Source organism: Vibrio sp. HM8-C, from assembly GCF_058630515.1.
In genome coordinates this window covers 12,629-38,744 of sequence record NZ_JBMMKS010000025.1, presented here as the reverse complement: position 1 = coordinate 38,744, position 26,116 = coordinate 12,629, and the positions used below count along the sequence as shown (strand labels likewise).

Annotated in this window: 28 protein-coding genes; 10 read left to right on the top strand and 18 right to left on the bottom strand. The window is 44.2% G+C overall.

All coding sequences use genetic code 11. From position 1 onward, the window contains the following. Positions 1 to 73 precede the first annotated feature (73 nt). The 5 genes from cysE to epmA form a co-directional block, all read right to left on the bottom strand. Positions 74 to 895 carry a serine O-acetyltransferase gene (gene cysE / locus ACOSVQ_RS20040; RefSeq protein ID WP_491984196.1) on the bottom strand — a complete coding sequence of 274 codons (822 nt, stop codon included), beginning with the start codon at positions 893 to 895 and terminating at the stop codon, positions 74 to 76. 83 nt (positions 896 to 978) lie between these two features. Beyond that, positions 979 to 2,013, bottom strand: a complete 1,035-nt coding sequence (gene gpsA, locus ACOSVQ_RS20035) for an NAD(P)H-dependent glycerol-3-phosphate dehydrogenase (RefSeq protein ID WP_491984195.1) — start codon at positions 2,011 to 2,013, stop codon at positions 979 to 981. Between the two features lie 188 nt (positions 2,014 to 2,201). After that, a complete protein-coding gene (gene secB, locus ACOSVQ_RS20030; RefSeq protein ID WP_491984194.1) occupies positions 2,202 to 2,675 on the bottom strand; it encodes a protein-export chaperone SecB in 474 nt (157 codons plus the stop codon). A gap of 183 nt (positions 2,676 to 2,858) precedes the next feature. Beyond that, entirely contained in the window at positions 2,859 to 3,293 is a 435-nt protein-coding gene (locus tag ACOSVQ_RS20025; RefSeq protein ID WP_491984193.1) for a rhodanese-like domain-containing protein, read from the bottom strand. A gap of 163 nt (positions 3,294 to 3,456) precedes the next feature. Further along, entirely contained in the window at positions 3,457 to 4,431 is a 975-nt protein-coding gene (epmA, locus tag ACOSVQ_RS20020; RefSeq protein WP_491984192.1) for an elongation factor P--(R)-beta-lysine ligase, read from the bottom strand. Positions 4,432 to 4,737: 306 nt separating this feature from the next. On the opposite strand from epmA, the gene frdA reads away from it, so the two are divergent. From frdA to frdD, 4 genes are read left to right on the top strand one after another with little or no spacing between them, the layout of a single operon-like run. Then, on the top strand, positions 4,738 to 6,555 hold the full coding sequence (frdA, locus tag ACOSVQ_RS20015; protein ID WP_491984191.1) for a fumarate reductase (quinol) flavoprotein subunit: 1,818 nt from the start codon (positions 4,738 to 4,740) through the stop codon (positions 6,553 to 6,555). Further along, positions 6,555 to 7,310: a succinate dehydrogenase/fumarate reductase iron-sulfur subunit gene (locus ACOSVQ_RS20010; protein WP_171138332.1), complete on the top strand. Its 756-nt coding sequence runs from the start codon at positions 6,555 to 6,557 to the stop codon at positions 7,308 to 7,310. Before frdA ends, ACOSVQ_RS20010 begins: the two co-directional genes overlap by 1 nt. Positions 7,311 to 7,312: 2 nt before the next feature. Next, entirely contained in the window at positions 7,313 to 7,696 is a 384-nt protein-coding gene (gene frdC / locus ACOSVQ_RS20005) for a fumarate reductase subunit FrdC (protein WP_102941211.1), read from the top strand. A 10-nt stretch (positions 7,697 to 7,706) separates the two neighbouring features. Continuing rightward, positions 7,707 to 8,069 carry a fumarate reductase subunit FrdD gene (gene frdD, locus ACOSVQ_RS20000; protein WP_491984190.1) on the top strand — a complete coding sequence of 121 codons (363 nt, stop codon included), beginning with the start codon at positions 7,707 to 7,709 and terminating at the stop codon, positions 8,067 to 8,069. Between the two features lie 47 nt (positions 8,070 to 8,116). On the opposite strand, the gene ACOSVQ_RS19995 is transcribed toward frdD, so the two are convergent. Next, entirely contained in the window at positions 8,117 to 8,728 is a 612-nt protein-coding gene (locus ACOSVQ_RS19995; protein WP_491984189.1) for a hypothetical protein, read from the bottom strand. A gap of 167 nt (positions 8,729 to 8,895) precedes the next feature. Beyond that, complete coding sequence (efp, locus tag ACOSVQ_RS19990) at positions 8,896 to 9,462, bottom strand: elongation factor P (protein WP_491984188.1); 567 nt, start codon at positions 9,460 to 9,462, stop codon at positions 8,896 to 8,898. 31 nt (positions 9,463 to 9,493) lie between these two features. Between efp and epmB the strand changes: the two genes are divergently transcribed. Then, complete coding sequence (epmB, locus tag ACOSVQ_RS19985) at positions 9,494 to 10,516, top strand: EF-P beta-lysylation protein EpmB (protein WP_491984187.1); 1,023 nt, start codon at positions 9,494 to 9,496, stop codon at positions 10,514 to 10,516. Between the two features lie 103 nt (positions 10,517 to 10,619). After that, complete coding sequence (locus tag ACOSVQ_RS19980; RefSeq protein ID WP_491984186.1) at positions 10,620 to 11,093, top strand: MgtC/SapB family protein; 474 nt, start codon at positions 10,620 to 10,622, stop codon at positions 11,091 to 11,093. Between the two features lie 170 nt (positions 11,094 to 11,263). On the opposite strand, the gene modF is transcribed toward ACOSVQ_RS19980, so the two are convergent. The 4 genes from modF to ACOSVQ_RS19960 all read right to left on the bottom strand — a co-directional run bounded on the left by modF (position 11,264) and on the right by ACOSVQ_RS19960 (position 16,833). Next, positions 11,264 to 12,715: a molybdate ABC transporter ATP-binding protein ModF gene (gene modF / locus ACOSVQ_RS19975; protein ID WP_491984185.1), complete on the bottom strand. Its 1,452-nt coding sequence runs from the start codon at positions 12,713 to 12,715 to the stop codon at positions 11,264 to 11,266. Between the two features lie 139 nt (positions 12,716 to 12,854). Further along, positions 12,855 to 14,477, bottom strand: coding sequence for a pectate lyase family protein (locus ACOSVQ_RS19970; RefSeq protein WP_491984184.1), 1,623 nt, complete (start codon positions 14,475 to 14,477; stop codon positions 12,855 to 12,857). Between the two features lie 346 nt (positions 14,478 to 14,823). Further along, a complete protein-coding gene (groL, locus tag ACOSVQ_RS19965; protein WP_491984183.1) occupies positions 14,824 to 16,458 on the bottom strand; it encodes a chaperonin GroEL in 1,635 nt (544 codons plus the stop codon). 84 nt (positions 16,459 to 16,542) lie between these two features. Next, positions 16,543 to 16,833 (bottom strand): co-chaperone GroES, encoded by a 291-nt coding sequence (locus tag ACOSVQ_RS19960; protein ID WP_042485006.1) that lies wholly within the window; start codon positions 16,831 to 16,833, stop codon positions 16,543 to 16,545. A gap of 271 nt (positions 16,834 to 17,104) precedes the next feature. On the opposite strand from ACOSVQ_RS19960, the gene ACOSVQ_RS19955 reads away from it, so the two are divergent. Together ACOSVQ_RS19955 and ACOSVQ_RS19950 are read left to right on the top strand one after the other, a co-directional pair. Continuing rightward, a complete protein-coding gene (locus ACOSVQ_RS19955; RefSeq protein WP_491984197.1) occupies positions 17,105 to 17,725 on the top strand; it encodes a helix-turn-helix transcriptional regulator in 621 nt (206 codons plus the stop codon). A 189-nt stretch (positions 17,726 to 17,914) separates the two neighbouring features. Next, the gene (locus tag ACOSVQ_RS19950) at positions 17,915 to 18,262 is read left to right on the top strand and encodes a DUF3135 domain-containing protein (protein ID WP_491984182.1); all 348 of its coding nucleotides are present in this window, start codon (positions 17,915 to 17,917) and stop codon (positions 18,260 to 18,262) included. A 106-nt stretch (positions 18,263 to 18,368) separates the two neighbouring features. On the opposite strand, the gene ACOSVQ_RS19945 is transcribed toward ACOSVQ_RS19950, so the two are convergent. Then, positions 18,369 to 18,797 carry a DUF805 domain-containing protein gene (locus tag ACOSVQ_RS19945; protein WP_491984181.1) on the bottom strand — a complete coding sequence of 143 codons (429 nt, stop codon included), beginning with the start codon at positions 18,795 to 18,797 and terminating at the stop codon, positions 18,369 to 18,371. Positions 18,798 to 18,825: 28 nt separating this feature from the next. Further along, positions 18,826 to 19,176 carry a 5-carboxymethyl-2-hydroxymuconate Delta-isomerase gene (locus tag ACOSVQ_RS19940; RefSeq protein WP_491984180.1) on the bottom strand — a complete coding sequence of 117 codons (351 nt, stop codon included), beginning with the start codon at positions 19,174 to 19,176 and terminating at the stop codon, positions 18,826 to 18,828. A 250-nt stretch (positions 19,177 to 19,426) separates the two neighbouring features. Here ACOSVQ_RS19940 and tpiA point away from each other — a divergent pair, with 250 nt between their 5' ends. Next, positions 19,427 to 20,197, top strand: a complete 771-nt coding sequence (gene tpiA / locus ACOSVQ_RS19935) for a triose-phosphate isomerase (RefSeq protein WP_491984179.1) — start codon at positions 19,427 to 19,429, stop codon at positions 20,195 to 20,197. Between the two features lie 157 nt (positions 20,198 to 20,354). Further along, complete coding sequence (locus ACOSVQ_RS19930) at positions 20,355 to 21,716, top strand: MATE family efflux transporter (RefSeq protein WP_491984178.1); 1,362 nt, start codon at positions 20,355 to 20,357, stop codon at positions 21,714 to 21,716. A gap of 118 nt (positions 21,717 to 21,834) precedes the next feature. On the opposite strand, the gene rraA is transcribed toward ACOSVQ_RS19930, so the two are convergent. The 5 genes from rraA to ACOSVQ_RS19905 form a co-directional block, all read right to left on the bottom strand. Further along, complete coding sequence (gene rraA / locus ACOSVQ_RS19925) at positions 21,835 to 22,362, bottom strand: ribonuclease E activity regulator RraA (RefSeq protein WP_491984177.1); 528 nt, start codon at positions 22,360 to 22,362, stop codon at positions 21,835 to 21,837. 75 nt (positions 22,363 to 22,437) lie between these two features. Next, a complete protein-coding gene (locus tag ACOSVQ_RS19920; protein WP_491984176.1) occupies positions 22,438 to 23,355 on the bottom strand; it encodes a 1,4-dihydroxy-2-naphthoate polyprenyltransferase in 918 nt (305 codons plus the stop codon). Between the two features lie 121 nt (positions 23,356 to 23,476). Continuing rightward, a complete protein-coding gene (hslU, locus tag ACOSVQ_RS19915) occupies positions 23,477 to 24,808 on the bottom strand; it encodes an ATP-dependent protease ATPase subunit HslU (protein WP_491984175.1) in 1,332 nt (443 codons plus the stop codon). Positions 24,809 to 24,839: 31 nt separating this feature from the next. After that, complete coding sequence (gene hslV / locus ACOSVQ_RS19910; RefSeq protein ID WP_416923921.1) at positions 24,840 to 25,394, bottom strand: ATP-dependent protease subunit HslV; 555 nt, start codon at positions 25,392 to 25,394, stop codon at positions 24,840 to 24,842. A gap of 169 nt (positions 25,395 to 25,563) precedes the next feature. After that, positions 25,564 to 26,109 carry an SPOR domain-containing protein gene (locus ACOSVQ_RS19905; RefSeq protein ID WP_491984174.1) on the bottom strand — a complete coding sequence of 182 codons (546 nt, stop codon included), beginning with the start codon at positions 26,107 to 26,109 and terminating at the stop codon, positions 25,564 to 25,566. Positions 26,110 to 26,116: the final 7 nt, after the last annotated feature.

The following is a 26,116-nucleotide window of genomic DNA, read 5'->3' as shown; positions in this document are numbered from 1 at the left end:
TAAAGAAAAAGGGACAGTGCTAAGCACTATCCCTTTTTTGTTGTTCCGAATTTTTTGTCCCGAAAATACGGGATTAGATTCCGTCACCACCAGTAAACGTCTGTACTCGACCATTAAATTGTTGGTCCATATCGAAAGATGGTTTCTCAGACTTAGGCCGCCCTACAATACGCGCTGGAACGCCAGCCACTGTCGTATGTGGCGGAACCGCTTGAAGTACCACAGAACAAGAGCCGATTTTCGCCCCTTCACCCACTTCAATGTTGCCCAGAATCTTCGCACCAGCACCGATCATCACGCCTTCACGGATTTTCGGATGGCGGTCACCACACTCTTTACCTGTACCACCAAGAGTTACATCCTGAAGGATAGACACATCATTCTCGACCACAGCCGTTTCACCAATAACAATACCGGTTGCGTGGTCAAGCATGATACCTCGGCCAATACGTGCTGCTGGGTGAATATCCACTTGGCAAGCGACTGAAATTTGGTTTTGCAAATAAGTGGCTAACGCCATGCGACCTTGTTTCCATAGCCAGTTAGCTACTCGGTAACCTTGAAGAGCATGGTAGCCTTTCAGATAAAGTAGTGGCATGGAATACATAGAAACGGCTGGGTCACGGTTTACTGTCGCACAAATATCGCAGGCTGCCGCTTCAGTAATGCTCGGATCTGCAGCAAAAGCTTCTTCAACCACCTCACGCACAGCCATAGCAGGCATTGAAGCAGTATTTAATTTATTGGCCAGAATGTAGCTCAGTGCAGAAGCCAAACTATCATGCTTAATAATAGTGGCATGATAGAAACTGGCGAGCATAGGCTCTTGTTCTGACTGTTCGCGAGCTTCCTTAACTATGGTCTGCCAAACTTTCTCTTTTTCGCACAATTTCATTGTTTTATGTGTCCCGGACGTTCAGTCAAAGTTAGGTCTGTATTTATAGTGATATCGAGTGAGACCTGACCTGTGATACAAGGTTAACGTTCCGCTTTTTTGTCTCGTGCAAGTAAATCTTGCGCGGCTAAGCGTGCATCCTTTCCTTGATACAATACTTGATAAATTTGTTCAACTATAGGCATTTCAATACCAATACGCTGAGCAAGCGCCCAAACTTCTTGGGTATTTCGATAACCTTCAACCACTTGGCCGATTTCCTTCTGCGCAGTATCGACATCTTTGCCCTGACCTAAAGCCAAACCAAAGCGGCGGTTACGGGATTGGTTGTCTGTACAAGTCAGCACTAAGTCACCCAAACCTGCCATACCCATAAAGGTTTCTGCTTCAGCACCCAATGCAATACCTAGACGCGTCATCTCGGCAAGACCACGAGTAATCAACGCTGTTCGAGCGTTGGCGCCAAAGCCGATACCATCAGACATACCTGCACCGATAGCGATAACGTTCTTAACCGCGCCGCCAAGCTGCAAGCCGGTAAAATCGCTGTTCGCATAAACGCGGAAGGTTTTGCTACAGTGGATTTTCTCTTGCAGATCTTTAACAAACTGCGCATCTGGAGAGGCAACCGAAATAGCGGTTGGCATACCCATCGCCAGCTCTTTAGCAAACGTTGGTCCAGACAGTACCGCTAACGAGTGAGAATCGCCAATCACATCGTGAGCAACATCTTGTAATAGTCGACCGGTTTCTGGCTCTAAACCTTTCGTTGCCCAGCAAAGACGCGAGTCAGGACGCAGATACGGCTTTAAACTTTTCAGTACGATACCAAACACATGGCTTGGAACAACCACCAGCAGATCACGACATGCTTCTACTGCTTTTTTCAAATCAGATTCAACAATCAAAGAGTCTGGAAAATCAATGCCTGGTAAAAACTCTTGGTTAGCGCGATCAGCTTGTAATTTAGCCATATGCTCTTGTTCATGCCCCCAGAGAATCACGTTAGCGCCGTTACGTGCTAATGAAATTGCAAGAGAGGTTCCGTAAGAGCCGGCACCGATAACTGTCATTGATATCGTTTTACCGTAGGCATTATTTACTTGTGCTTCTGTCATTGTTCCGCCCGATAGATAATCGTTTGTTAACACTAATTTTATACCCAAAGTTCAATATGCCAATCCCACTTAGGTGTGAGTTAATTAAGATGAATGACTTTGGGTAAAAATAAAAATGCACATCGTACTCATCAAGTACTCTGTGCATTCATTGCCACGAATGGCTACATATTTAAATCGCTATTGCATTAAGCGTCAGCGTTTTCTACGCCTTGACCAGCAGCTTGCTGTTGTAGGTAGTTCATGAACAATGCATCAAAGTTAACTGGTGCTAGGTTCAATTGTGGGAACGTACCTTTAACAACTAGGCTAGAAATAGTTTCACGAGCGTATGGGAAAATGATGTTCGGGCAGAATGCACCTAGACAATGAGCTAGTTGACCCGCTTCCATGTTCTCAACAGTGAAGATACCACCTTGTTGAACTTCACATAGGAAAGCTGTTTCTTCAGCGTTTTTAACTGTAACAGTTAGACGTAGAACAACTTCGTAAACGCCTTCACCTAGTTCACGGCTTTGAGTGTCTAGATCCAGTTTCACATCTGGGTTCCACTCTTTTTGGAACATTACTGGAGAGTTAGGCGCTTCGAAAGACACATCTTTTAGGAAAATACGTTGGATTGCGAAGTTTTGTTGTGCTTCTTGAGTTGCTGCTTCAGCCATTTTTAAGTCCTTAATACTGATAAATTCCGGTCAAGGTTTATACCCTGAGACTAACCGAGAACGTTCTGATTCACGAGGCTGAGACATCATCTAAATGTGTTCCAGAAAAATACGTGTAAAACATCACATCTCTTTCAATCAAATGCTGCCCGTTTAGGCAGCATCTCAAATCGCTTATGGGCGTTATTTCTTACCACGAACAAGCGGAAGTTTTGCATCAACCCAGCCTGTAATACCGTTTTTCAGAACGCTTACGTTCTCAAAGCCAGCTTTGGTAAGTAAATCTGCACTTTCACGAGCAGTTTGTCCCATCTTACATACAACAATGATTGGGTCAGATTTATGACTTTCAAGCGCACCAAAGTTATTCGCTTTGATATCTGTAGGCAAAATGTGAACTGAGTCAGTAATGTGACCACGTTTGAAATCGTCTTTCGCACGAATATCGACAACAACACCATTCTCGCGGTTTAGAAGCTGAGTCACTTCTGGTGCTGTGATCTCTTTGTATGATGCTGTTGCAGATTTATAAATATTGAAAATCAATGCAACTAAAATACCGACCCAAGCTAGTGATAGGATCATATTTTGTTGGAAAAACTGAATGTATTCTTGCATGTCCTGCGCTCTTACCGTTGTGTATCAAATAATGGTGGATCAAAATCAGACAAGGAGTATAACGAGGTTAAACGCCTGAGGCGAGCAGTTACCACGTATAATCCTTGGCTTGTGTCATGGTTTCAGCTTCTTTTACGCCACATTTAAGACAATGAGAAGCCATTTACGCTCGTGGGAATGGGAACGCCGTTACTTTATCAATATGGTCTTCACCAAGCGCCAGCATGATCAAGCGATCGATACCCAGAGCGACACCGGCACATTCCGGTAAACCAGATTCCAGTGCAGCAATCAAATGATAATCAATCGGCTGCTCTTTAAGCCCCATTTCTAAACGCTTTCGATTGTCTTGTTCAAAACGAGCTAATTGCTCTTTCGGGTTGTCCAGTTCATGAAAGCCATTCGCCAGTTCAATACCTTTAAAATAGACTTCAAAGCGATCTGCCACTCTTGAGTCTTGCGGATTGATTTTTGCCAGAGCTGCCTGAGATGCAGGGAAATCATACACAAATACAGGAACCAGTTGACCAATATGAGGTTCAACGCCAATGCTAAAAAGAAGCTGCAATAAGGTATCTCTGTCCTCTTCTGGCTCTGCAATATCACTTAGTCCCAGCATTGCCGCAACTTTCTTCAACTCATTCATCGAACCCTCTAGCGGGCAAACATTCAGTACAGACAAAAATGCATTTTGGTAAGTCATGCGCTCTGCATCACCCACTTTTAATACCAGTTGCAACAAGTCATCCATTTCATCCATCAAATCATGGTGGTCAAAACCGACACGGTACCACTCAAGCATGGTGAATTCTGGATTGTGATAGCGTCCATTCTCTTCGTTGCGAAATGCTTTATTAATTTGATAGATAGAACCGCTTCCCGCTGCGAGTAGTCGCTTCATATGAAATTCAGGGCTTGTCATCAAATGTAAACGGCTACCTTGAGCATAATCAGGACCAATAAACTCCGTTTGAAACGTATGCAGATGGATATCGGTTACTGTGGCATGACTCATTGCTGGTGTATCAACTTCCAGTACATGTCTCAAGGCAAAGAACTGACGAATTTCCGCCAATAATTGCGCGCGCTGCTGTAGTTGCTCTATTGATGCGGTAGGCATCCAATCGGACTTGTTCATTTGTCTATTCACATAATCAGGGTTGGGTAGATTTTACCTTTTCGAATCAAAATACAAAACCTAAACGTGATTCTAATCACACAAGATAAAATTTGTATGCTTATGTTTGCATTACCGAAGCAAAAGCCCAACAGAATCAATTTTTTCCTCTCTGACCTCTCCTAAACTTGCTCTACCACTTTATAAGTGGATTTGGTTTTCTCCGGTGACTTTACAACGCTTTACCCCCTACCGGATAACCACCCAACATAACTAGGAATGAGCACAATAGCTCATCACCAACAGACATTACACTGGAGGATAACTGTGCAGACTATTACCACAGATATCGCAGTCATCGGCGCAGGTGGTGCGGGTCTTCGTACTGCAATTGCAGCAGCTGAAGCGAACCCAAACCTAGAAGTTGCCCTGATATCTAAAGTTTATCCGATGCGTTCTCACACGGTAGCCGCTGAAGGCGGTTCCGCAGCAGTTATCAAGGAAGAAGACAGTTTAGACAACCACTTCAACGACACCGTTGGCGGTGGTGACTGGCTATGTGAACAGGATGTTGTGGAATATTTTGTAAAAAATTCCACTCGCGAAATGATTCAAATGGAGCAATGGGGTTGCCCATGGAGCCGTAAAGAAAATGGCGAAGTTAACGTTCGTCGTTTCGGTGGTATGAAAGTCGAGCGCACATGGTTTGCTGCCGACAAAACCGGCTTCCACATGCTACATACTCTCTTCCAGACTTCGATCAAATACTCTCAAATCAAACGATTCGACGAGTATTTTGTTGTCGACTTGCTGGTTGTAGACGGCGAAGTTCAAGGCTTAGTTGCCATCCACATGTCTGAAGGTGAATTAGTCCTTATCAAAGCAAAATCGGTTGTATTGGCAACGGGTGGCGCAGGTCGCGTATACCACTGTAATACCAATGGCGGCATCGTAACGGGTGACGGTATGGCGATGGCTTACCGCCATGGTGTTCCTCTACGTGACATGGAATTCGTTCAGTACCACCCAACTGGTCTTCCAGGTACAGGTATTCTAATGACCGAAGGTTGTCGTGGTGAAGGCGGTATCATCGTCAATAAAAACGGCTACCGTTACCTGCAAGATTACGGTATGGGACCAGAAACCCCTGTTGGTCAACCGAAGAACAAATACATGGAACTAGGTCCTCGCGACAAAGTTTCACAAGCTTTCTGGCACGAACAGCAAAAAGGTAACACCATCAAACATCCATTAGGTGATGTGGTGCTTCTCGACTTACGCCACTTAGGTGAAGAGTATCTTCAAGAACGTTTGCCGTTCATTTGTGAGCTAGCAAAAGCGTACGTAAACGTTGATCCAGCCAAAGAGCCAATTCCAATTCGTCCAACGGTTCACTACACCATGGGGGGTATTGAAACTAATGGTCAATGTGAAACTCGTATTAGCGGTCTGTTTGCGGTTGGTGAATGTGCGTCAGTTGGTCTTCATGGTGCAAACCGTCTTGGTTCAAACTCACTGGCTGAATTCGTCGTATTTGGTCGCGTTGCTGGTGAACATGCAGTGAAACGTGCAGAAGAATTTAAAGGCTGGAATGACAAAGCGATTGAAGAGCAAGTTCAAGCGATTGAAGGCCGTATTCAAGCTCTTCTAAACCAAGAAGGCGATGAAAACTGGGCGGATATTCGTACTGAAATGGGTCACACCATGGAAGCGGGTTGTGGTATCTACCGTCAAGAAGACTTGATGCAAGAGACCATTGCTAAACTTGCTGAGCTAAAACAACGCTACAAAAAAATCAGTATTAGAGACAAAGGAAAAGTGTTCAACACTGATCTGCTTTATGCGATTGAAGTTGGCTACGGTTTAGAAGTTGCAGAAGCTATGGTTCATTCAGCACTGCTACGTAAAGAATCTCGCGGTGCTCACCAGCGTTTAGACGATGGTTGTACCGAACGTGATGATGAGAACTTCCTAAAACACTCACTTGCTTTCTACACCAACGGCAATGCACCGAAGATCGATTACAGCCCAGTGACTATCACTAAGTCTCAACCTAAAGCTCGACTTTACGGTGAAGCTGCTGAAAAAGCCGCAGCAGCAGAAGCGGCGAAAGAAGCTGGCGTAAGTGCGGAGGATCAACAGTAATGGCAAATCGTATTCAAAAAGTAGAGATCTTACGCTACGACCCAGCAAAAGATGCAGAACCTCATCTGCAAGGCTTTGAAGTACCTTTCGATGAAACAATGTCAGTACTTGATGCTATTGGTTACGTGAAAGATCACTTAGATAAAGAGCTTTCATACCGCTGGTCTTGCCGTATGGCGATTTGTGGTTCTTGCGGCATTATGGTGAACGGCGTGCCTAAACTGGCATGTAAGAGTTTCCTTCGCGACTACCCAAATGGTTTAAAAATCGAGCCATTAGCAAACTTCCCGATTGAAAAAGACCTTATTGTTGATATGACACCGTTTATCGAACGTCTTGAAGCAATCAAGCCTTACATCATTGGTAATGATCGTACACCTGAAGATGGCCCAAATAACCAAACGCCTGAGCAGATGGCTCGCTACAAACAGTTCGCAGGCTGTATCAACTGTGGTCTGTGCTATGCGGCGTGTCCTCAGTTCGGTCTTAACCCTGAATTTATCGGTCCAGCAGCACTGACTTTGGCTCATCGTTACAACCTTGATTCTCGTGACCATGGTAAAGCAGAGCGTATGAAGCTTATCAATGGTGAGAATGGTGCATGGGGCTGTACTTTTGTTGGCTACTGTTCTGAAGTTTGTCCAAAACATGTCGACCCAGCGGCGGCGGTGAACCAAGGTAAAGTGGAATCGTCAATGGACTTCGTGATTGCAATGTTGAAACCAGACGGTTCAACAAACAAAGTGGAGGGCTAAGGATGAGTAATCGTAAACCTTATGTTCGTCAGATGAAACGTACTTGGTGGAAAGATCATCCTTTCTACCGTTTTTACATGGTACGTGAAGCGACGGTTCTACCGCTCATTCTTTTCACCTTGTTCCTGACCGTGGGTCTGGGATCATTGGTAAAAGGTCCTGAAGCTTGGAATACATGGCTTGAATTCATGGCAAACCCTATCGTTATCGCAATTAACATCGTTGCGTTAGCGGGTAGCCTATTTCACGCACAAACCTTCTTCAGCATGATGCCTCAGGTGATGCCAATCCGCATCAAGGGTAAATTGCTTGATAAGAAAATCATTGTATTGAGTCAGTGGGCAGCAGTTGCCTTCATCTCACTTATTGTTCTCATTGTGGTGTAAGGAGCTTATTGTGATTAATACCAATCCAAAACGTTCAGATGAACCCGTATGGTGGGGACTGTTTGGTGCTGGCGGTACATGGTTCGCTATGATTACCCCAATCACTGTTTTCGTATTAGGGATTTTAGTGCCGCTAGGCATTATTGACGCAGATGCCCTTAGCTATGAGCGTGTGGCTGACTTTGCTACTAGCATTATCGGTGCACTGTTCATCATTGGTACGCTAGCGCTGCCAATGTGGCATGCAATGCACCGTGTTCACCACGGTATGCATGACCTGAAATTCCATACCGGTGTTGTTGGCAAAATCGCTTGTTATAGCTTTGCTGGCTTTATCACTCTGATTTCAGTCGTGTTTATCTTTATGATTTAATCTTTTAAGTACAAAAAACCAGCGGAATTTCGCTGGTTTTTTTTCGCTTAACTTTCAGCTGGACAGCTAAACTGCCCGACAAAATCCCAAGGCTGATAATTTGTCGCCTCATCATTTGGCAGTTTATTGGAGTTACTTGAATTTGCTACGTATTCAATCCCCATGTGTACAACTCGGTCACCTCGTTGATAAACATGTGAAAGCTCCCAAAGCGTTGGTAACTGATTATCCTCTGTATGTAACTGCCAATCCCAAGTCGCTTTCGCTGGAGCGGAACCACCGTAGACTGCTGAGTTAGTTGGCGTATACAGCTTACCTTTGTGACGTACTACTTCACCTTGGTAATACTGACCATTTTTTACATTCCATGGTCGTGGTTTCCACTCTGGGTATTGATTGTCACTCACCTGTTCGTTCAAACATTGATACTGGGAATTTGATTGAGATTCAAAATAAACCCAGCCTTCATTACCGCACGCCCAAAGTCTACCTGACGCTGGGTCAAAAGAAAGTTTGCCTAAGTCGCCTTGATACTGGCAGTACTTTGCATCTGGTTGCTCAGCCGTTAAACCTACGCTGTCAGCAATATTTTGTGCAGAGACTGAAAAGCTTATGACAGAAGAAAAGCCAACTGCGACAAGAAATAGTTTTCCGTTCATTCAATGATTCCCGCTTATAAATGTTACATTCGTTCCAAAAAAAATCGGCGAGATCATAAAGGGTGAAGCAAGCAGCCATCAATACAGATGAATGAGCTATCCGTCGGAATTTTAAAGAAAAAAGCCGTCCATTATGGACGGCTTTTCTTTAAAGCATTAGTAAAGTATTACTTAACGCGGCTTACGTATTCGCCACTACGAGTATCTACTTTTACTACTTCACCAATTTGGATGAATAGAGGTACACGAACCACAGCACCAGTAACTAGTGTTGCTGGTTTACCACCAGTACCTTGAGTATCACCCTTTAGACCTGGGTCAGTTTCAGTAACTTCTAGCTCAACGAAGTTTGGTGGAGTAACAGAGATTGGGTTACCATTCCAAAGCGTTAGAGTACAAGTGTTGTTTTCTACCAACCACTTAGAGTTTTCGCCAACTGCTGCTACGTCTGCTGCAATTTGCTCGAACGTTGTGTTGTTCATAAAGTGGTAGAATTCACCATCTGAATATAGATAATCTAGTTCCATATCTACTACGTCCGCAGTTTCTACAGAGTCACCAGACTTAAAAGTTTTCTCTAGAACTTTGCCAGAAAGCAGTTTACGGATTTTTACACGGTTGAAAGCCTGACCTTTGCCTGGTTTTACATACTCGTTTTCGAGAATGACACAAGGCTCATTATCAAGCATAATTTTGAGACCGCCTTTAAATTCATTCGTGCTAACAGTAGCCATATTTCCTCTTACATTCTTCGAGTTAAAATTAATGCCGCACATCATAACCCGAAAAGTCGATTCTGTTGAGCAAAACTGGATCAAACAACTAGCAAATGCTATCTCAGATCCCACTCAGTTACTCAACGAGCTTGGTATTGATCCTACACCTTGGCAAGACGGGTTCGCTGCACGTAAATTATTTGCTCAACGCGTACCGCAAAGTTTTGTTCGTAGAATGGAAAAAGGCAATCCGCACGACCCTTTATTACGTCAGGTTTTGCCGCTTAGCGAAGAGTTTGAAGTACACGAAGGTTACTCAAATGACCCACTGCTAGAACAAAACAACGATATCCCGGGATTACTTCACAAGTACCGCAACCGAGCTCTGATGATAGTGAAAGGTGGTTGTGCGATTAACTGCCGTTACTGTTTTCGCCGTCATTTTCCTTATGGAGATAACAAAGGCACCAAATCAGTATGGCAGCAAAGTCTAGACTACATTGCTGATCACCCAGAACTCAATGAAGTGATTCTTTCTGGCGGTGACCCGCTAATGGCGAAAGATCATGAGCTTACATGGCTGATCGATAAGATCGCAGCGATCTCTCATATCAAACGTCTGAGAATTCACTCCCGCTTACCTGTGGTGATTCCTGACCGAATTACAGATGAGTTGGTGGAGACCCTTGCACAAACTCGTTTGCAAGTAGTGCTTGTTACTCATATCAATCATGCCAATGAAATTAATCTAGAACTCAAACAGCAAATGGCTCGTTTGCGTGCGATTAACGTTACTTTGCTCAATCAGGGCGTAATGCTTAAAGGAGTGAATGACTCCGTTGAAGCTCAGGTCAATCTAAGTGAAAGCCTATTTGACGCTGGCATTTTGCCTTATTACATCCACGTATTGGATAAAGTTCAGGGCGCAGCTCACTTCTTTATTGATGACCAAGCAGCCAAAACAATTATGGCTGGAGTTATAGAACGAGTTTCGGGTTATTTAGTACCTAAGCTGACTCGTGAGATAGGCGGACGCAGCAGCAAAACGCCACTCGATTTGCATCTCGAGTAGTTCTATAGATATTGATTATCTAGCCCATAAAAGCTTTTGTTAGAAAGTCTCGAGGATTCACTGCATACTGCGTGTCTTCACGCCTATATGCACTGAGGCTGTCATGCTTACTTTGGATTCTATTTTCGATCTTGGCCCATTCCAATGGTCCGCTCTACTTTGCTGTATGATCAACGGCTTACTTATTGGTATCGAACGCCAAACTCGCGGCAAACCTGTGGGTATAAGAACATCAATACTGATTATTTCCGGCACTTACTTCTTCATGGCGATGGCGGTTTCTCTGTCTCCAAATACCCTAGATCAAGCGCGCGTACTTGGTCAGATCATCACAGGTGTCGGCTTCTTAGGTGCTGGCGTAATGATGACTCTGGACGGAAAAATACACGGCGTTACCTCTGCAGCGGTAATCTGGGTGTTGGCGGCGTTAGGCCTGATGATTGGTTTAGGTTACTTAACCCAATCAATCATCATCACACTTCTGGCACTGACTGTACTTTATGGTGTGGATAAGGCAGAAAACACTTTCCATAGCTTACGCCGTGGAGTGCACCAGAAGCTTAGACGCCGTCATTAAGACGAGAAAGCGTTGCTCTGGCAACGCTTTTTTGTTTGTGGCTATTGTTCTTGTGTGGAATATACTCAAACTACTTGTAATAGCAGGTAGGCGGCAAGTGAGTGAATCCCCATGAGCATAGATAAACTATGTGATTGGGGTGAACGAACGTAGACAACACCGCTGCGATTTCAAGTGGGAAGAGTATAGATATTAACGCGGTATCCCTCACCTTCTTGCGCAATGAAATCCACAAAGTGGTGAATCGCCTCTAGGGAATCTTCCTCATGATGAGTAACGTAAAGCAACTGACTAATGTTTGCAGAAGCAATTCGATTTAACGCCCTGAACACTAACTTGCGGTTTAGGAAATCCAACCCTTGATATGGTTCATCCAGAATAAGCAAAGCCGGCTGCTTAATTAAAGCGCGACCTATAAGCAACAATCTCTGCTGTCCGTAGTCCAGATTGCGAAAACCGACTTTTTCAAACTGACCCATTTCTAATAGCTGCAACCATTCACGAGCGTGAAGGATTTCTTTCTTACTCGGCTGCTGGTACAAGCCAATCGAGTCATAAAAACCAGACACCAACACTTCTAATGCAGTGCAGTTCACTCGATATTGAAGATGTAAAGCAGAGGAAACCACACCTATGTGACGTTTCACATCCCAAATAGTTTCTCCACTACCACGTTTCATTCCCAGTACTGTCACATCATTGCTGTAACACTGAGGATGGTCGCCGAGAATCAAGCCTAACAAGGTACTTTTGCCACAACCATTCGGGCCTCGAACTTGCCAGTGCTGCCCTTGTTCTATTTGCCAGTTCACACCAGAGAATATTTTCGCATCCACATACTCCACCGTGACATCGTTCATACTCACGAGAGGATTAAGATATTGATGTGGCGATTGGTGAGCTTGTAGAAGCTCCAACATGGCATCGCTTCTTTGCTCAGATAACGCCAACATTTGCGTCATTACAGGGTGATTTAACCACTCATCACGGCTTAATGTTTGCGAAAGCTTTTGCTCGTCAAACAAAGCAACATGAGTAATGAATGGTGGTAACTCATCTTCTCTAGAAGTAATTATGACCAGTTGAATCTGGGTCGCACACTGCTCTAATAGCTCCGAAAGATGCTGGCGATGCGCAATATCTAAACCGGAATAAGGCTCATCCAAAATCATTAACTGTGGTTTCACCGCTAACGCTCGAGCCAGCATCACGCGGCGGGTTTCACCAGTTGAAAGTTGGCGAAAGCCGCGCTTCCTAATGGTCAATAGATCGGTTGTGACAAGCAGCGCTTCCAACTCATCAGGAGTGCAGCCTGATTCGGCTACCAGCTCTTCCACACTAGAACCGTAGTCGATACAGTCCATAAAATCGGTGTCATCTTTTTCCAATTCTAAATCGAGCAATCTCTGCTGCTCATGCAAAGAGACACAGGCTATTTTCTCAGGAAGCCCCGACACCTCGCCTTTTTGCGGCTCTAGTTCGCCACTCAACACTCGTACTAGCAGTGAAGCTGCATGGCTGTGAGTCGAAAACATTCCCCAATGCTCACCAGCTTGCAGTTGCCAGTTATCTATCACTAAAGATACTGATTCTGTTTGATATTTAAGCTGTTGAATTTGCATAGTAACCTTCCTTGGAAAACGAATGTTTATAGTGCATAACTTAGCGGCTAATTTCTAGCTATCCGATAGTCGAGTAAGTTCAAACAGCATAAAAAAATGGATGCTTAAAGCATCCATTTTTATCTCACTAACTAAAAGCTTAGTGTTTGATATTTAATTTACCTGAACCGGCATTTTTCAGCAGATTGTCTTTCACGCTTTCTGCCGTATCGGCTTTATATTGGTAAGTGTTCTTCGGTAGCCAGAACACATTCGCATCCGCTGGGTCTAACAATGTCAATGTTGCATTGCTGCCAGATGATGCTTGGTTTTTCTGAGCAATTGCATTTAGGTCAATTGCCGCGCCGTTAGCTAAGTTACCTTCAGCAAAGAAGTATGTACCACAAGCAGCTTCTTCAAAATCACCGGTTTTCACACAACGCTCTTGGTTGTTAGTACGAGAGTAGTAACCGATGATCTTGTGTTCGAACGTACCTTCACCATCGTTTTTAATGTCAAACACGTTGTTTTCTGCATAGATTTTCGCAGCTGTACCTAAAATTACCGCATCCATCATGCCGTATTTGCCTGCTTCTTTACCCGCTGTAGCATTCAGGTTGAAATAGTTGTTGTAAGAGTGAACACGACCAAAACGTAGACGAGGCATACGCTGACCTGTGTTATCCCAAATGTTGTGGTGGAAGGTGACATCAATTGCGCCAGGACCATAGCCAATCTCAGCATTTGGCTTGTCGCTACCACCTAACAAGTTGGTCTTATCGTGATTCTTGAAGACGTTGTATGAAACAGTAATCTTCGTTGCTGCATTAGTAATATCCACGAGACCATCGTGATGCTGCACTTTTTGCTCTTTGATGTTGTACGGAGCTTCCCATACTGGTGGGAACTGGTCATCGGTACGCTCACCATCACTAAACGTGTTATGGTCAATCCATACTTGCTGAGCGTTATCAATCGCAATTAAATCGTATTCTGAGTTCCAACGGCCGCCTTCTGCACTAGTACAACCGTAAGGGTTTACCGTATCGCTTACAAACTTGTCACTACAGTTACCTTGACCAAATTCATTCTTATTAATACGGAATGAATCCTGAGGATCCCATTGTGGGAAGAAATCAAACGAATCAGAGAATTCGATGTTACGAATGATGATGTTCTTCACCAATTCTTTACCTGCAGTACCCAGACGCAGTGTACCGAACTTGATATGAGCATCGTTACCAACACCTAAGATAGATGTGTTAGAACCGACACGTAAAATGGTGTAATCCGCCTGAGCTTTTTGGTAGCAATCACGCGCATCTTCTAGAGGGCCGTTCACCTTAGGTGGGCGACCATTCTTGGCAAGATCTTGTTTATTCCATACCGCTGGGTCATATGCTGCACGGTAGGCATTGTAGAAAGTATCGTAATCGCTGTAGCCGGTTTCTTCAGCACACTTCGCCATGAAATCAGAGCCAGACATAGACTGACCTTCAGCATTCGCAGTTAAATCGATAGTGCCTTTGATATAGATGATTTTAGGAACGTCACTGGCTGGATTATTTAAATTCGCATCCACACTGCCATAAAGAGCTTCAATTAATTGTGCACGTGTCTCGACCACGTAAACATTTTCAGCTTTCGCTCCTTCACCACCAGTGACAGCGCCGTCAACCGTCGCCCAACCAGTGGCTTGGAAAGAATCAGCAGGCAAAGTTGAAACACTGCTACAACCAGCAAGCGTGGTCATCATAGCAATAGCTAAGTAAGTTTTTTTCATTAGGAGTGCTCCTAGTAGGGTTTTTATTATTGCCTACATTTATAAACCATCGTTTTATAAAAAAGAGATCATCATTTTATTTGTTTGGAATGAATCTCGTTTTTTGGCCAATATATGAACAAAAACATGGACTAAATCTCATATAAAACGCCGTTATAACAAGGAATAAATTAAGATCTTTTCGTACTAGGGCAGTTAGAAAGAAGGGATGATAGACAAGTCTGGATAAACAAATTCTGTAAAACAAAATGGCAGAATAAACAAAAGGCAGAACATGCCATCGCACATTCTGCCTTTAGAGTATCTATGCTCGACCTTAACGATAAGGTCTAGTCAGCACAGGGAATTACATCATTCCCATACCGCCCATGCCGCCCATATCTGGCATCGCTGGACCGTCTGACTTAGGTTTCTCAGTTACCATAGCTTCTGTTGTGATCATTAGACCAGCCACTGATGCTGCGAACTGAAGTGCGCTACGAGTTACTTTAGTAGGATCTAGGATACCCATTTCAATCATATCGCCGTAAACACCCGTTGCCGCGTTGTAACCGTAGTTACCTGTGCCGCCTTTAACGTTGTTTGCAACTACAGATTCTTCATCACCCGCGTTCTTCACGATTTGACGAATTGGTGATTCCATCGCACGAAGTGCTACGCGGATACCTACGTTTTGCTCTTCGTTGTCACCAGTAAGCTCAGTTAGCATTGAAGCTGCGCGGATAAGTGCAACACCACCACCTGCTACAACACCTTCTTCAACCGCTGCGCGAGTCGCGTGTAGAGCATCTTCTACGCGGTCTTTCTTCTCTTTCATTTCAACTTCAGTAGCAGCACCAACTTTGATTACTGCAACACCGCCAGCTAGTTTAGCAACGCGCTCTTGTAGTTTCTCTTTGTCGTAGTCTGAAGTTGCTTCTTCGATTTGTTGACGAATTTGAGATACACGACCTTTGATCGCGTCTTCCTCGCCAGCACCGTCGATGATCGTTGTGTTTTCTTTAGTGATAGTCACGCGCTTAGCTTGACCTAGATCTTCAAGAACCGCTTTTTCTAGCTCAAGACCGATCTCTTCAGAAATCACTGTACCGCCAGTTAGGATAGCGATATCTTGTAGCATAGCTTTACGACGGTCACCGAAGCCTGGCGCTTTAACCGCAGCTACTTTCACGATACCGCGCATGTTGTTCACAACTAGAGTCGCTAGAGCTTCACCTTCAACGTCTTCCGCTACGATTAGCAGTGGACGTGAAGCTTTTGCAACACCTTCAAGAACTGGAAGAAGTTCACGGATGTTAGAAACTTTCTTATCAACCAATAGGATGAATGGGTTGTCTAGGTCAACACTGCCTGCTTCTTGGTTGTTGATGAAGTATGGAGATAGGTAACCACGGTCGAATTGCATACCTTCAACAACGTCTAGTTCGTCTTGAAGTGCTTGACCTTCTTCAACAGTGATAACACCGTCGCGGCCCACTTTTTCCATTGCTTCAGCAATGATGTTACCAACACTTGTATCAGAGTTAGCAGAGATAGTACCTACTTGTGCAATCGCTTTGGTGTCTGCACATGGTACTGATAGCGCTTTTAGTTGTTCAACCGCTGCTGTTACTGCTTTATCGATACCGCGCTTAAGATCCATTGGGTTCATACCCGCAGCTACCGCTTTAAGACCTTCGTTTACGATAGATTGTGCTAGTACAGTTGCTGTTGTTGTACCGTCACCTGCTGCATCGTTTGCTTGAGATGCAACTTCTTTGACCATTTGTGCGCCCATGTTTTGGAATTTGTCTTCCAATTCAATTTCACGAGCAACAGATACACCATCTTTAGTGATTGTTGGTGCACCGAAAGATTTGTCTAGAACTACGTTACGACCTTTAGGGCCAAGAGTTACTTTTACAGCGTCAGCTAGAATGTTTACACCTTCCAGCATTTTTACACGTGCGTCATTGCCAAACTTTACGTCTTTAGCAGCCATGTTGTATTTCCTCTTAAGAATTCGTTATTGATAAGTGATAGAGCGAACTTTTAGTTCTTTTGAGAACATAAGAGCTCAGAGCAATTACTCAACGATTGCTAGAATGTCGCTTTCAGACAAGATTAGAACTTCTTTGCCATCGATTTTTTCTGATTTAGTGCCGTAGCTTTCAGCAAAAATCACAGAATCGCCAACTTTTACGTCCAGTGGAAGAACTGTACCGTTTTCTAGAATGCGGCCTTTACCGACAGCAAGCACTTTACCGCGTGTTGATTTTTCCGCAGCAGAACCAGTAAGAACAATGCCACCAGCAGACTTAGATTCAACTTCTTGGCGTTCAACGATAACTCGATCATGTAATGGACGAATATTCATCGGTCGTCTCTCCTGATTAGATTTCCATTTGGTTAATAAACACTGATTAATTAATAGGTCATTCGACCTAAACAGCTTGTGAATGATATGTGGGGGGCACTCTTTCATATCCCAAGGGGGAAATGAGAAAAAAATGTGACGAAATTAACGAATCAATTGAGAAGTGTTGTTTGTGACTGGCGAGTGAGCTTTATGGCTCTAAGGGCATAGTAAATAATTTGCTTTATTAAGAACTGAACTCATAATAAAGCAATATATTGTGAGGGAAATGATGAAAACGATTGATAGGATTTTACACACCATCAAGCGCGAAGGTGCAGTAACCGCTAAACAACTTGCAGATGACTTGTCCATTACCACTATGGGTGCACGTCAACATTTGCAAAGCTTAGAGGAAGACGGAATCCTTTCCTTCCATGATGTAAAAGTCAAAGTCGGTCGCCCAACTCGCCATTGGTCACTGACAAAGCAAGGACATGATCAATTTGCTGACAGACATGGCGAGCTCACTATCCAAGTTATGGATGCTGTCGAGCACCTTTTCGGCAAGGAGGGACTTGCTAAAGTCGCCGCAGAAAGAGAAGCGCAAACACTGTCTAGCTATCAAAAAGCCTTAGCAGGCTACTCTAATATCGAAGAAAAGCTGAATGCATTAGTTAAGTTGCGCGAGCGAGAAGGCTACATGGCGGAGCTTGAAAAGACCGAACAAGGTTTTACCTTAATTGAAAATCATTGCCCCATCTGCAAGGCAGCTACCCGTTGCCCGAACCTATGTCAATCAGAGCTCAACGTGTTCCAGAATCTGTTGGGACAAGACTATCTAATCGATCGTCAGGAACACATCATTCAAGGCGAACGCCGCTGCACCTATCTGATCAGCAAAGCAGAGTGATTTTCTGCGTCTAGAAAAACTGTCTTAAATTCGAGAATTGAGATTTTCCCCGCACCACACTAAGAATCCTCGCTTAAACTTATAGTGTTGATTATTTCATCACTAATTTGTTCTAACTGCCCATTGAACACGTTTTTATAAAGATTTTCTTCAGTTCAAAAAGGTCAGGAATGAATAGAGGAGCCTTTTATGTCCCAACCTCAGTCACAATCCTATCACCAAGAGCTTCCTCCGTTTGACGAACTTGTGGCGCTGGCTAAACAGAATCCTGAAGCGTTCACTCAGTTCAAACGTCAAATGTGTGAAGAGATGATTTTATCGGCCTCACTCAATATGCAGCAAAGATTAAGAGCACAACAAAGCCACATCGATCTTGTTGTAAGCCAATGCAAAAACCCTTATCACATTAACGTCACTTTAATGCGGGAGATGACTATTCAAATGGTGAAGTTCCGTGATGCGCTAGAAGGAGATGTCGAACCACAGCAACAGGCGGTTGTAATTCCTTTCCGTCGTAGCAATGAAGAGTGGCGATAGTCATTCGAAGTTATGTCCCACCAAAAGAGAAAGAACAAAAAAGGAGCTTATGACCCCCTTTTGTTTAAAAGTCTTAGTTACATGAATTCGTTTATAGATTCATGAATTAAACAGGGTCTTTGCCAAAACGGTTGTCCCCGTTAGTACCTTTCATAATTCCACACTCAATCAAAATCCAGCAACCACAAATCAAAGCTGCGGCTGAAATAATCGTTTCGTAAAGCAGAGGCTCGTTTGCCGTCATTGCATTTGCCCCAACAGGGACACTCATACGGCCGATTACCAATGGAATATTCAGCAATAGCCACCAACTATTCTTGTCTCTGTCGTGCCAACGCTTTGCGGTAATAGCCAAATCAGGAATCAAAACCAGCAGTAAGAAAACAGGCAAAATAAATGAAGCGATTCCGGGAAAGAGTTGGTTCGCGCCGACGACAAAACCAATAATCATCGCGTAGTAACAACAATTCCAAATCCAATAGGTTTGACGCCCAATCCGACCTTGGAAAGAAAAAAGTAACGTAGTTAGTGGCATAAGCGCTATCCGTTAATAACTGTTTAACTTAATTGCGAATGATCTTCATAAAGCAGTCTTTATCCATATCACGCAGATCTACCGTCAAACTGTAGACATGGCTTGCTTGTGATACCAGCACATCCATAAGTTGTTGCGCTAATTCTCGTTTTTGCTCAGCCGTTCGTCCTTCGAGCAAATCAAATTGAACGTGTATGAAGTCTTCGCTATCTGCAACATCACCTACCAACCAGTGGTGGCAACGTAAGGTGCGAGATTTTACTGAGCTGGCTTCGAAAAGTCCGCTATTTAATGCAACTTGATGTAAGTCTTCGAGCAGTCCTTGAACATTAATACGCTCTTCAACCGAGTTGGGGTATTCCAGCACTAAATTGGGCATATTCACTTCCTTTGTTTATCTTCCACTATAATTAGCACTCAGTAATAACAAGGTAGCGGATAAAAACCGAGTCTATACCGTTGAATATGTCAGCGAGATCACGACGAATCAGGTCTAAGCAGTGCTTAAGATCCAAGAAAGTCATGACCCTAGTCATGATTTGCTAAATTTTATCTGCTATATTCTGTCGCAATCACATTTAGTTTATATTTTTATAGACTTTCATTTTTTAGATATTGGAGATCTTTCTATGCGTCGTCCTGTCGTAATGGGTAACTGGAAGCTGAATGGCAGCAAAGCAATGGTAACTGAGCTGCTAAATGGCCTTAATGCTGAACTTGAAGGTGTAACAGGTGTTGACGTAGCAGTTGCTCCGCCAGCGCTTTACATCGACCTAGCTGAGCGTCTAATCGCTGAAGGTGGCAACAAAATCATCCTTGGTGCACAAAACACTGACCTAAACAACAGCGGTGCTTTCACTGGTGATATGTCTCCAGCGATGCTGAAAGATTTCGGTGCTACTCACATCATCATCGGTCACTCAGAGCGTCGTGACTACCACAAAGAGTCTGATGAGTTCATCGCTAAGAAATTCGCTTTCCTAAAAGAGAACGGTCTAAAACCTGTTTTCTGTATCGGTGAATCTGAAGCACAAAACGAAGCGGGCGAAACTGAAGCAGTATGTGCTCGTCAAATCAACGCAGTTATCGATGCATACGGTGTTGAAGCTCTAAACGGTGCAATCATCGCTTACGAACCAATTTGGGCTATCGGTACTGGTAAAGCAGCAACTGCAGAAGATGCACAACGCATTCACGCTTCTATCCGTGCGCTTATCGCAGCGAAAGACGCAGCAGTAGCAGAACAAGTAATCATCCAATACGGTGGTTCTGTTAAGCCAGAGAACGCTCAAGCATACTTCTCTCAACCAGACATCGATGGTGCTCTAGTTGGTGGCGCATCTCTAGACGCGAAGAGCTTCGCAGCTATCGCTAAAGCAGCTGCAGCAGCAAAAGCTTAATTTCAAGCTTATTCAAATATCGAAGGCCAGCATTGCTGGCCTTTTTCATATCCCTTAAACGTCCATCCAGACTTGGGTAGTTCATCAGGCAAAGATCGAGTATTCTAGCTACTTTATCGCCAACCTATTATTTCTATGCTCTATAAACACAGCCTCTATGCACGATAAACACGGTCTTCTGTCCGCGCCTATTCCTATTGTATTGCGTCAAATGACGATTCCGATGATATTCGGCTTAATCGCGATTTTGATGTTCAACTTGGTCGATACTTTTTTTATTTCATTACTCGGCACCGAAGCGCTGGCCGCGATCAGTTATACTTTTCCGGTCACTTTTGTCGTCAACTGTATCACTATGGGCATCGGTATCGGTTTGTCGACCAATATCGGTCGATTACTGGGTCAGGGAGCGGCGCACAACGCAGCGCGTTTCTCCAGCCACGGCATTATGCTCGCCATCGTATTGGTTATTGCAGCCTCTTCGATTGGCTATTTCACTATCGAACCACTTTTCCTTTTACTCGGTGCAAAGCAAGAACTTATCCCTCTGATCGAGCAATACATGCAAGTGTGGTATCTGACCATCCCTCTTCTGGTTGTCCCTATGACAGGCAACAGCGTCATTCGCGCTACAGGAGATACCAAAACTCCAGCTAAAATTATGATGCTGGCTGGGGTGATCAACGGCGTTTTAGACCCACTACTTATTTTCGGCTATGGCCCATTCCCAGAGCTTGGTATCCAAGGAGCAGCAATTGCGAGTGCTCTGTCTTGGCTTGGCGCTTTGATGGGTTCATTCTATGTTCTGATTAAACGAGTAAAACTTCTCGCAGCACCTCACTTACCCAGCCTGCGCCACGACTGGAACCAAATACTGAAAATCGGGACGCCTGCGGCGCTCTCAACAGCAATGAACCCTTTGTCTGGTGCATTACTCATGATGATGCTTTCAAGCCATGGCACTGCTGCTGTCGCAGCTTATGGCGCGGCGCAACGTATTGAGTCGATATTAATTCTAGTATTGATGTCTCTGACTTCTTCTTTGACGCCGTTTATGGCACAAAACCTTGGCGCTAATAATCCCAGCCGAAGTTTTGCTGGATTATTTATCAGCCTGCGTTTTTCACTGTTATTCCAACTGATGATTTTCATCATGATGGTGCCGCTCAGCATCCCTCTTTCAAAGTTATTTTCCCAAGAAGCCGCGGTGCAGGATTTGTTGTGGCATTACTTACTTGTGGTGCCGTTCAGCTATGGCTTCCAAGGTGTTGTGATGATGCTTATTTCTGCGTTGAATGCTCTTCACTTGCCTATTAAGGCTTTTCAGTGGAGTTTCATGCGATTGTTCGTATTCACCTTGCCAGTCGCTTGGATAGGTTCACAGCTTTATGGAATTGAGGGCTTATTTATCGGCATCGCTGCAGGAAACGTGGCGGGTGGATTACTAGGGTATCTTTATGCTCTGTGGCTGAGAAAAAACCACTGCGGTGAAACAGCTGCGGAAAACTCCGCCTCTTAAAACGCTTTCAAAACTTAACTTACTTAGCGTTCTATCACATACTATTTGTCCCAAAAACAAAGCCGACGCATCCGCATCGGCTTTGTTGCTTTCAAACTGAGAGCTTTATCGAAAACGATTAGAGAATATCATCTTCTTCAACGACATCTTCATCCGTTTCAAGATCCACATTCAGAGGCTCTTGTGACAAGATTACACCAGTATTATCTGCATATAAGTAATCTTCTGGAAGGAAAGTGACACCACCAAAGTTCACCGGTACATCAACCTCACCAATACCTTGGCTATTAGCACCCACAGGAATTGCAGCCATCGCTTGAATGCCGATGCTCATGTCTTCCAATTCGTCCACTTCACGAACACAACCGTACACAACGATACCTTCCCACTCATTTTCTTCTGCAAGAGCGGCAAGCTCAGCATCAATTAGAGCACGGCGCAGCGAACCACCACCGTCAATGAGCAGCACTCGTCCTACGCCGTCTTGCTCTAGCGTTTCACGAATGAGTCCGTTGTCTTCAAAACACTTCACTGTAGTGATTTGACCAGCAAAAGAGGCGCGACCACCAAAGTTACTAAACATAGGTTCTACCACGTCAACTTGATCGAGGTAAATGTCACATAGTGCAGAGGTGTTGTATTCCATAGCCTTGTTCTCTTTACGAAAAGTCTTTCAACGAGTATATCGGGTGATTAAGCCAATGCAATGATACAGCGCAAATTAACTTGTCAGAGTTTGAGCGATAACCACGCCCACAAACAACAAGTTAGTAATTAAAGAGCATTTAACAATCACAGGTAGCATTGGCGCTATCTGTGCAGGCTTTTCAGTTTGCCACACAGCACGACCATGCTTAGTGACTAAAATCAGACTCAACAGGAAAGGCAAACTGATCCAAAGCGGCTTCTCTTGCATGATGAGATACGCTGCAAACGCGATCACGGCTCCGGATAAAAGCATGAAATGGTATTTCTTCGCTTTCATTTGCCCTAAGCGTACGGGCACTGTGCGCTTGCCACACTCTGCGTCATTTTCGATATCTCGCATGTTGTTGACATTCAGTACAGCAACAGCCATTAAGCCGCAGCCTAATGATGGTAAAAACAAGCTCCAGTCTATGCTTCCTGTGTGAAGGAAATAAGTACCTGACACACCTAAAAGACCAAAAAACAAGAACACAGATAAATCGCCTAAGCCAAGATAGCCATACGGTTTATTACCTACGGTGTAGGCAATTGCCGCCATCATAGCCAACACGCCTAAACCAATAAACGCAAGAATGCTTTGCAAACTATCCAGAGCATAAAGAACCAACATTAATCCAGAGGTGATAGTCATCAACACATTGATTACTATTGCTCTTTTCATATCACTCAAACTTACTGCGCCAGACTGAATTGCACGCATAGGTCCGATACGCTTTTCATTATCCGTACCTTTAACAGCATCCCCATAGTCATTGGCTAAGTTAGATAAGATCTGCAATAAAGTGGCGGTCAGCAACGCTAAAAAAGCGATCGGCAAAGAAAAATGCCCAGAAGAAAAAGCTAATGCGCTTCCGGTAAAAATCGACACTAGTGCGAGAGGGAGAGTTTTCGGTCGCGCAGCATCAAACCATATTTGCAGAGAGTTATTCATGATAATGCTAGGTTGTTCAACAGTGTTGTCAGTATATACCCAAAGCGCACGCGGTGTCAGCGGGCTAACCAACCTCATTTAAATGTAAAAAACCCGCTTTTCAGCGGGTTCTTTTTTAGAACTACAGGATGAAGCGGCTTAAATCTTCATCGGCAACTAACTCACCGAGTTTGCTCTTCACATACGTCGCATCAATGATCAGTGATGAACCTGCTTTATCTGTTGCGTCAAATGAGATTTCATCCATCAAACGCTCCATCACTGTGTGCAGGCGACGAGCACCGATGTTCTCAGTGGTTTCATTCACTTGCCATGCTGCTTCTGCAATTTGCTTGATACCATCTTCTGTGAATTCAACATTCACATCTTCTGTTTTCATCAACGCCATGTACTGCTCAGTCAATGAAGCTTTAGGCTCAGTCAGAATACGTTTGAAGTCATCACTAGAAAGCGCTTCAAGTTCAACGCGAATTGGCAAACGACCTTGCAACTCAGGGATAAGATCCGATGGTCTCGCCACTTGGAATGCACCTGACGCAATAAATAAGATATGGTCGGTACGCACCATACCGTGCTTAGTAGAAACCGTACTACCTTCGATAAGTGGTAGTAAGTCACGCTGAACGCCTTCACGAGAAACGTCTGGACCTGACACTTCTCCACGCTTACAAATCTTATCGATTTCATCGATAAACACGATGCCGTTGTTTTCAACGCTGTAGATCGCTTGCTCTTTCAGCTCATCTTGATTAACCAGCTTCGACGCTTCTTCTTCCGTCAATGCCTTAAACGCATCTTTAATTTTCAGCTTACGTTTCTTCTTGGTATTGCCCGCAAGGTTTTGGAACATGCCTTGAAGTTGGTTAGTCATCTCTTCCATACCTGGAGGCGCCATAATTTCAACGCCCATTTGCGGCACAGCAACGTCTAGTTCGATCTCTTTATCATCTAACTTGCCTTCACGTAATTTCTTACGGAAAACCTGACGAGTATTCGAATTCTCTTCGCTTTGCTCTGCTTTACCCCAAGCGTCACGGGCAGGTGGAAGAAGCGCATCCAAAATACGTTCTTCAGCCAATTCTTCAGCGCGGAATTTAACTTTCTCAGTTGCTTGTTGATGAGTCAGCTTAACAGCGACATCAGTCAGGTCGCGGATAATAGTTTCAACTTCTTTACCGACATAACCCACTTCTGTGAATTTTGTCGCTTCAACTTTGATGAAAGGTGCATTCGCTAGCTTAGCTAGACGACGAGCGATCTCTGTTTTACCCACACCTGTTGGGCCAATCATCAGAATGTTTTTCGGTGTTACTTCTACGCGCAAGCTCTCTTCAAGCTGCATACGACGCCAGCGGTTACGAAGAGCAATCGCTACAGCGCGCTTAGCTTTATCTTGACCGATAATATGGCGGTTAAGTTCATGAACAATTTCACGAGGAGTCATTTCAGACATAATGAATTCCTTAAATTCTAATCACACTGTTTTATGCTTGGTCTTTAGCGATAAGCGCTTGCGGGATTTCTAGCTCTTCGATGGTGTGGTGATGGTTAGTAAAGACACAAATGTCGCCAGCGATGTTTAATGCTTTTTCTGCAATTGAGCGTGCGTCTAAATCGGTATTTTCAATCAGTGCAATCGCGGCTGCTTGAGCAAAATTGCCACCAGAACCAATCGCAATCAAATCATGCTCTGGCTGCACAACATCACCGTTACCTGTGATGATAAGCGATGCTGTTTCATCAGCTACCGCCAAAATCGCTTCCAAACGACGTAAGGCACGATCGCTACGCCAATCTTTCGCCAGCTCAACAGCCGCTTTCGTTAAATGACCTTGGTGCATTTGCAATTTGCTTTCAAAACGTTCGAATAGCGTAAACGCATCCGCTGTACCGCCTGCAAAACCAGCTAATACTTTGTTGTTGTACAAACGACGAACTTTCTTCGCGTTGCCCTTCATTACTGTATTGCCGAGCGATACTTGCCCGTCACCTGCGATGACAACTTTATTATTACGACGTACTGATACGATGGTAGTCACGAGAGGGCCTCTTAATTATTTTCACGATGGAGATGGAAGATATATGAGGATAGGCGGAAAAAAAATCAAGGGAGAGAGAAAGCAAAACGCCCAGATCGTTACTAACTTTTCGTCGTTAACGTACTGGGCGTCTTTCAATTTTTAACCACAAAGCGGTTGCTGTAAAAACTTACTGTTGTTCTTTCCAAATCGCGCAAGGCTCGATTTTGGCGCGCTGCAATTTGTGCTTATCACGCTCAGCATCGCGTTTGAACTTATACGGACCTAATACCACTCGGAACCAACTGCTGTCTTCTTTCTTGCGAATTTTACTGTTGATGCCTTGGAATGCGATATCCAGCTTACGCGCTTCGGCTTGCTGCATATTTTTGTAAGCGCCACACTGCATGATGTATGGGATATCAGAAACCTCTTGCTCTTTGGCAATAACTTCAATTTCTCGTTTTGGCAGAGTATCAACATAGTCCCACTTCTCTGTTGGCGGAGGTGGAATTATCTCTGTCTTCTTTGGCTTAGTTGGTTTTGGCTCTGGCTTAACCGCAACAGGTTTCGGCGGCTCGGGGTCATTGCTTAACGTATATAATCCGTAACCGAGAAGTCCAACTAATACGATTGCAATAAGTCCACTGCGCCAAGGTTTACGACGAGAAGTTGTTTTTTTAGGGGCCGGCTTTTTCTGACTACGACCGCGTCTTACATAATCTTTATTAGCCACTGGAAGT

Excerpts from the sequence above, each read along its gene's own strand:
- cysE (WP_491984196.1), bottom strand. The coding sequence starts at position 895 with ATGAAATTGTGCGAAAAAGAGAAAGTTTGGCAGACCATAGTTAAGGAA.
- ACOSVQ_RS19995 (WP_491984189.1), bottom strand. The coding sequence starts at position 8,728 with ATGAACGGAAAACTATTTCTTGTCGCAGTTGGCTTTTCTTCTGTCATA.
- hslU (WP_491984175.1), bottom strand. The coding sequence starts at position 24,808 with ATGTCTGAAATGACTCCTCGTGAAATTGTTCATGAACTTAACCGCCAT.
- frdC (WP_102941211.1), top strand. The coding sequence starts at position 7,313 with ATGAGTAATCGTAAACCTTATGTTCGTCAGATGAAACGTACTTGGTGG.
- rraA (WP_491984177.1), bottom strand. The coding sequence starts at position 22,362 with ATGGAATACAACACCTCTGCACTATGTGACATTTACCTCGATCAAGTT.
- ACOSVQ_RS19940 (WP_491984180.1), bottom strand. The coding sequence starts at position 19,176 with ATGCCCAATTTAGTGCTGGAATACCCCAACTCGGTTGAAGAGCGTATT.
- ACOSVQ_RS19950 (WP_491984182.1), top strand. The coding sequence starts at position 17,915 with ATGTCCCAACCTCAGTCACAATCCTATCACCAAGAGCTTCCTCCGTTT.
- epmB (WP_491984187.1), top strand. The coding sequence starts at position 9,494 with ATGCCGCACATCATAACCCGAAAAGTCGATTCTGTTGAGCAAAACTGG.
- modF (WP_491984185.1), bottom strand. The coding sequence starts at position 12,715 with ATGCAAATTCAACAGCTTAAATATCAAACAGAATCAGTATCTTTAGTG.
- groL (WP_491984183.1), bottom strand. The coding sequence starts at position 16,458 with ATGGCTGCTAAAGACGTAAAGTTTGGCAATGACGCACGTGTAAAAATG.
- ACOSVQ_RS19945 (WP_491984181.1), bottom strand. The coding sequence starts at position 18,797 with ATGCCACTAACTACGTTACTTTTTTCTTTCCAAGGTCGGATTGGGCGT.
- tpiA (WP_491984179.1), top strand. The coding sequence starts at position 19,427 with ATGCGTCGTCCTGTCGTAATGGGTAACTGGAAGCTGAATGGCAGCAAA.
- ACOSVQ_RS19930 (WP_491984178.1), top strand. The coding sequence starts at position 20,355 with ATGCACGATAAACACGGTCTTCTGTCCGCGCCTATTCCTATTGTATTG.
- secB (WP_491984194.1), bottom strand. The coding sequence starts at position 2,675 with ATGGCTGAAGCAGCAACTCAAGAAGCACAACAAAACTTCGCAATCCAA.
- ACOSVQ_RS19955 (WP_491984197.1), top strand. The coding sequence starts at position 17,105 with ATGAAAACGATTGATAGGATTTTACACACCATCAAGCGCGAAGGTGCA.
- epmA (WP_491984192.1), bottom strand. The coding sequence starts at position 4,431 with ATGAACAAGTCCGATTGGATGCCTACCGCATCAATAGAGCAACTACAG.
- ACOSVQ_RS20010 (WP_171138332.1), top strand. The coding sequence starts at position 6,555 with ATGGCAAATCGTATTCAAAAAGTAGAGATCTTACGCTACGACCCAGCA.
- gpsA (WP_491984195.1), bottom strand. The coding sequence starts at position 2,013 with ATGACAGAAGCACAAGTAAATAATGCCTACGGTAAAACGATATCAATG.
- ACOSVQ_RS19980 (WP_491984186.1), top strand. The coding sequence starts at position 10,620 with ATGCTTACTTTGGATTCTATTTTCGATCTTGGCCCATTCCAATGGTCC.
- efp (WP_491984188.1), bottom strand. The coding sequence starts at position 9,462 with ATGGCTACTGTTAGCACGAATGAATTTAAAGGCGGTCTCAAAATTATG.
- ACOSVQ_RS20025 (WP_491984193.1), bottom strand. The coding sequence starts at position 3,293 with ATGCAAGAATACATTCAGTTTTTCCAACAAAATATGATCCTATCACTA.
- ACOSVQ_RS19960 (WP_042485006.1), bottom strand. The coding sequence starts at position 16,833 with ATGAATATTCGTCCATTACATGATCGAGTTATCGTTGAACGCCAAGAA.
- ACOSVQ_RS19920 (WP_491984176.1), bottom strand. The coding sequence starts at position 23,355 with ATGAATAACTCTCTGCAAATATGGTTTGATGCTGCGCGACCGAAAACT.
- ACOSVQ_RS19970 (WP_491984184.1), bottom strand. The coding sequence starts at position 14,477 with ATGAAAAAAACTTACTTAGCTATTGCTATGATGACCACGCTTGCTGGT.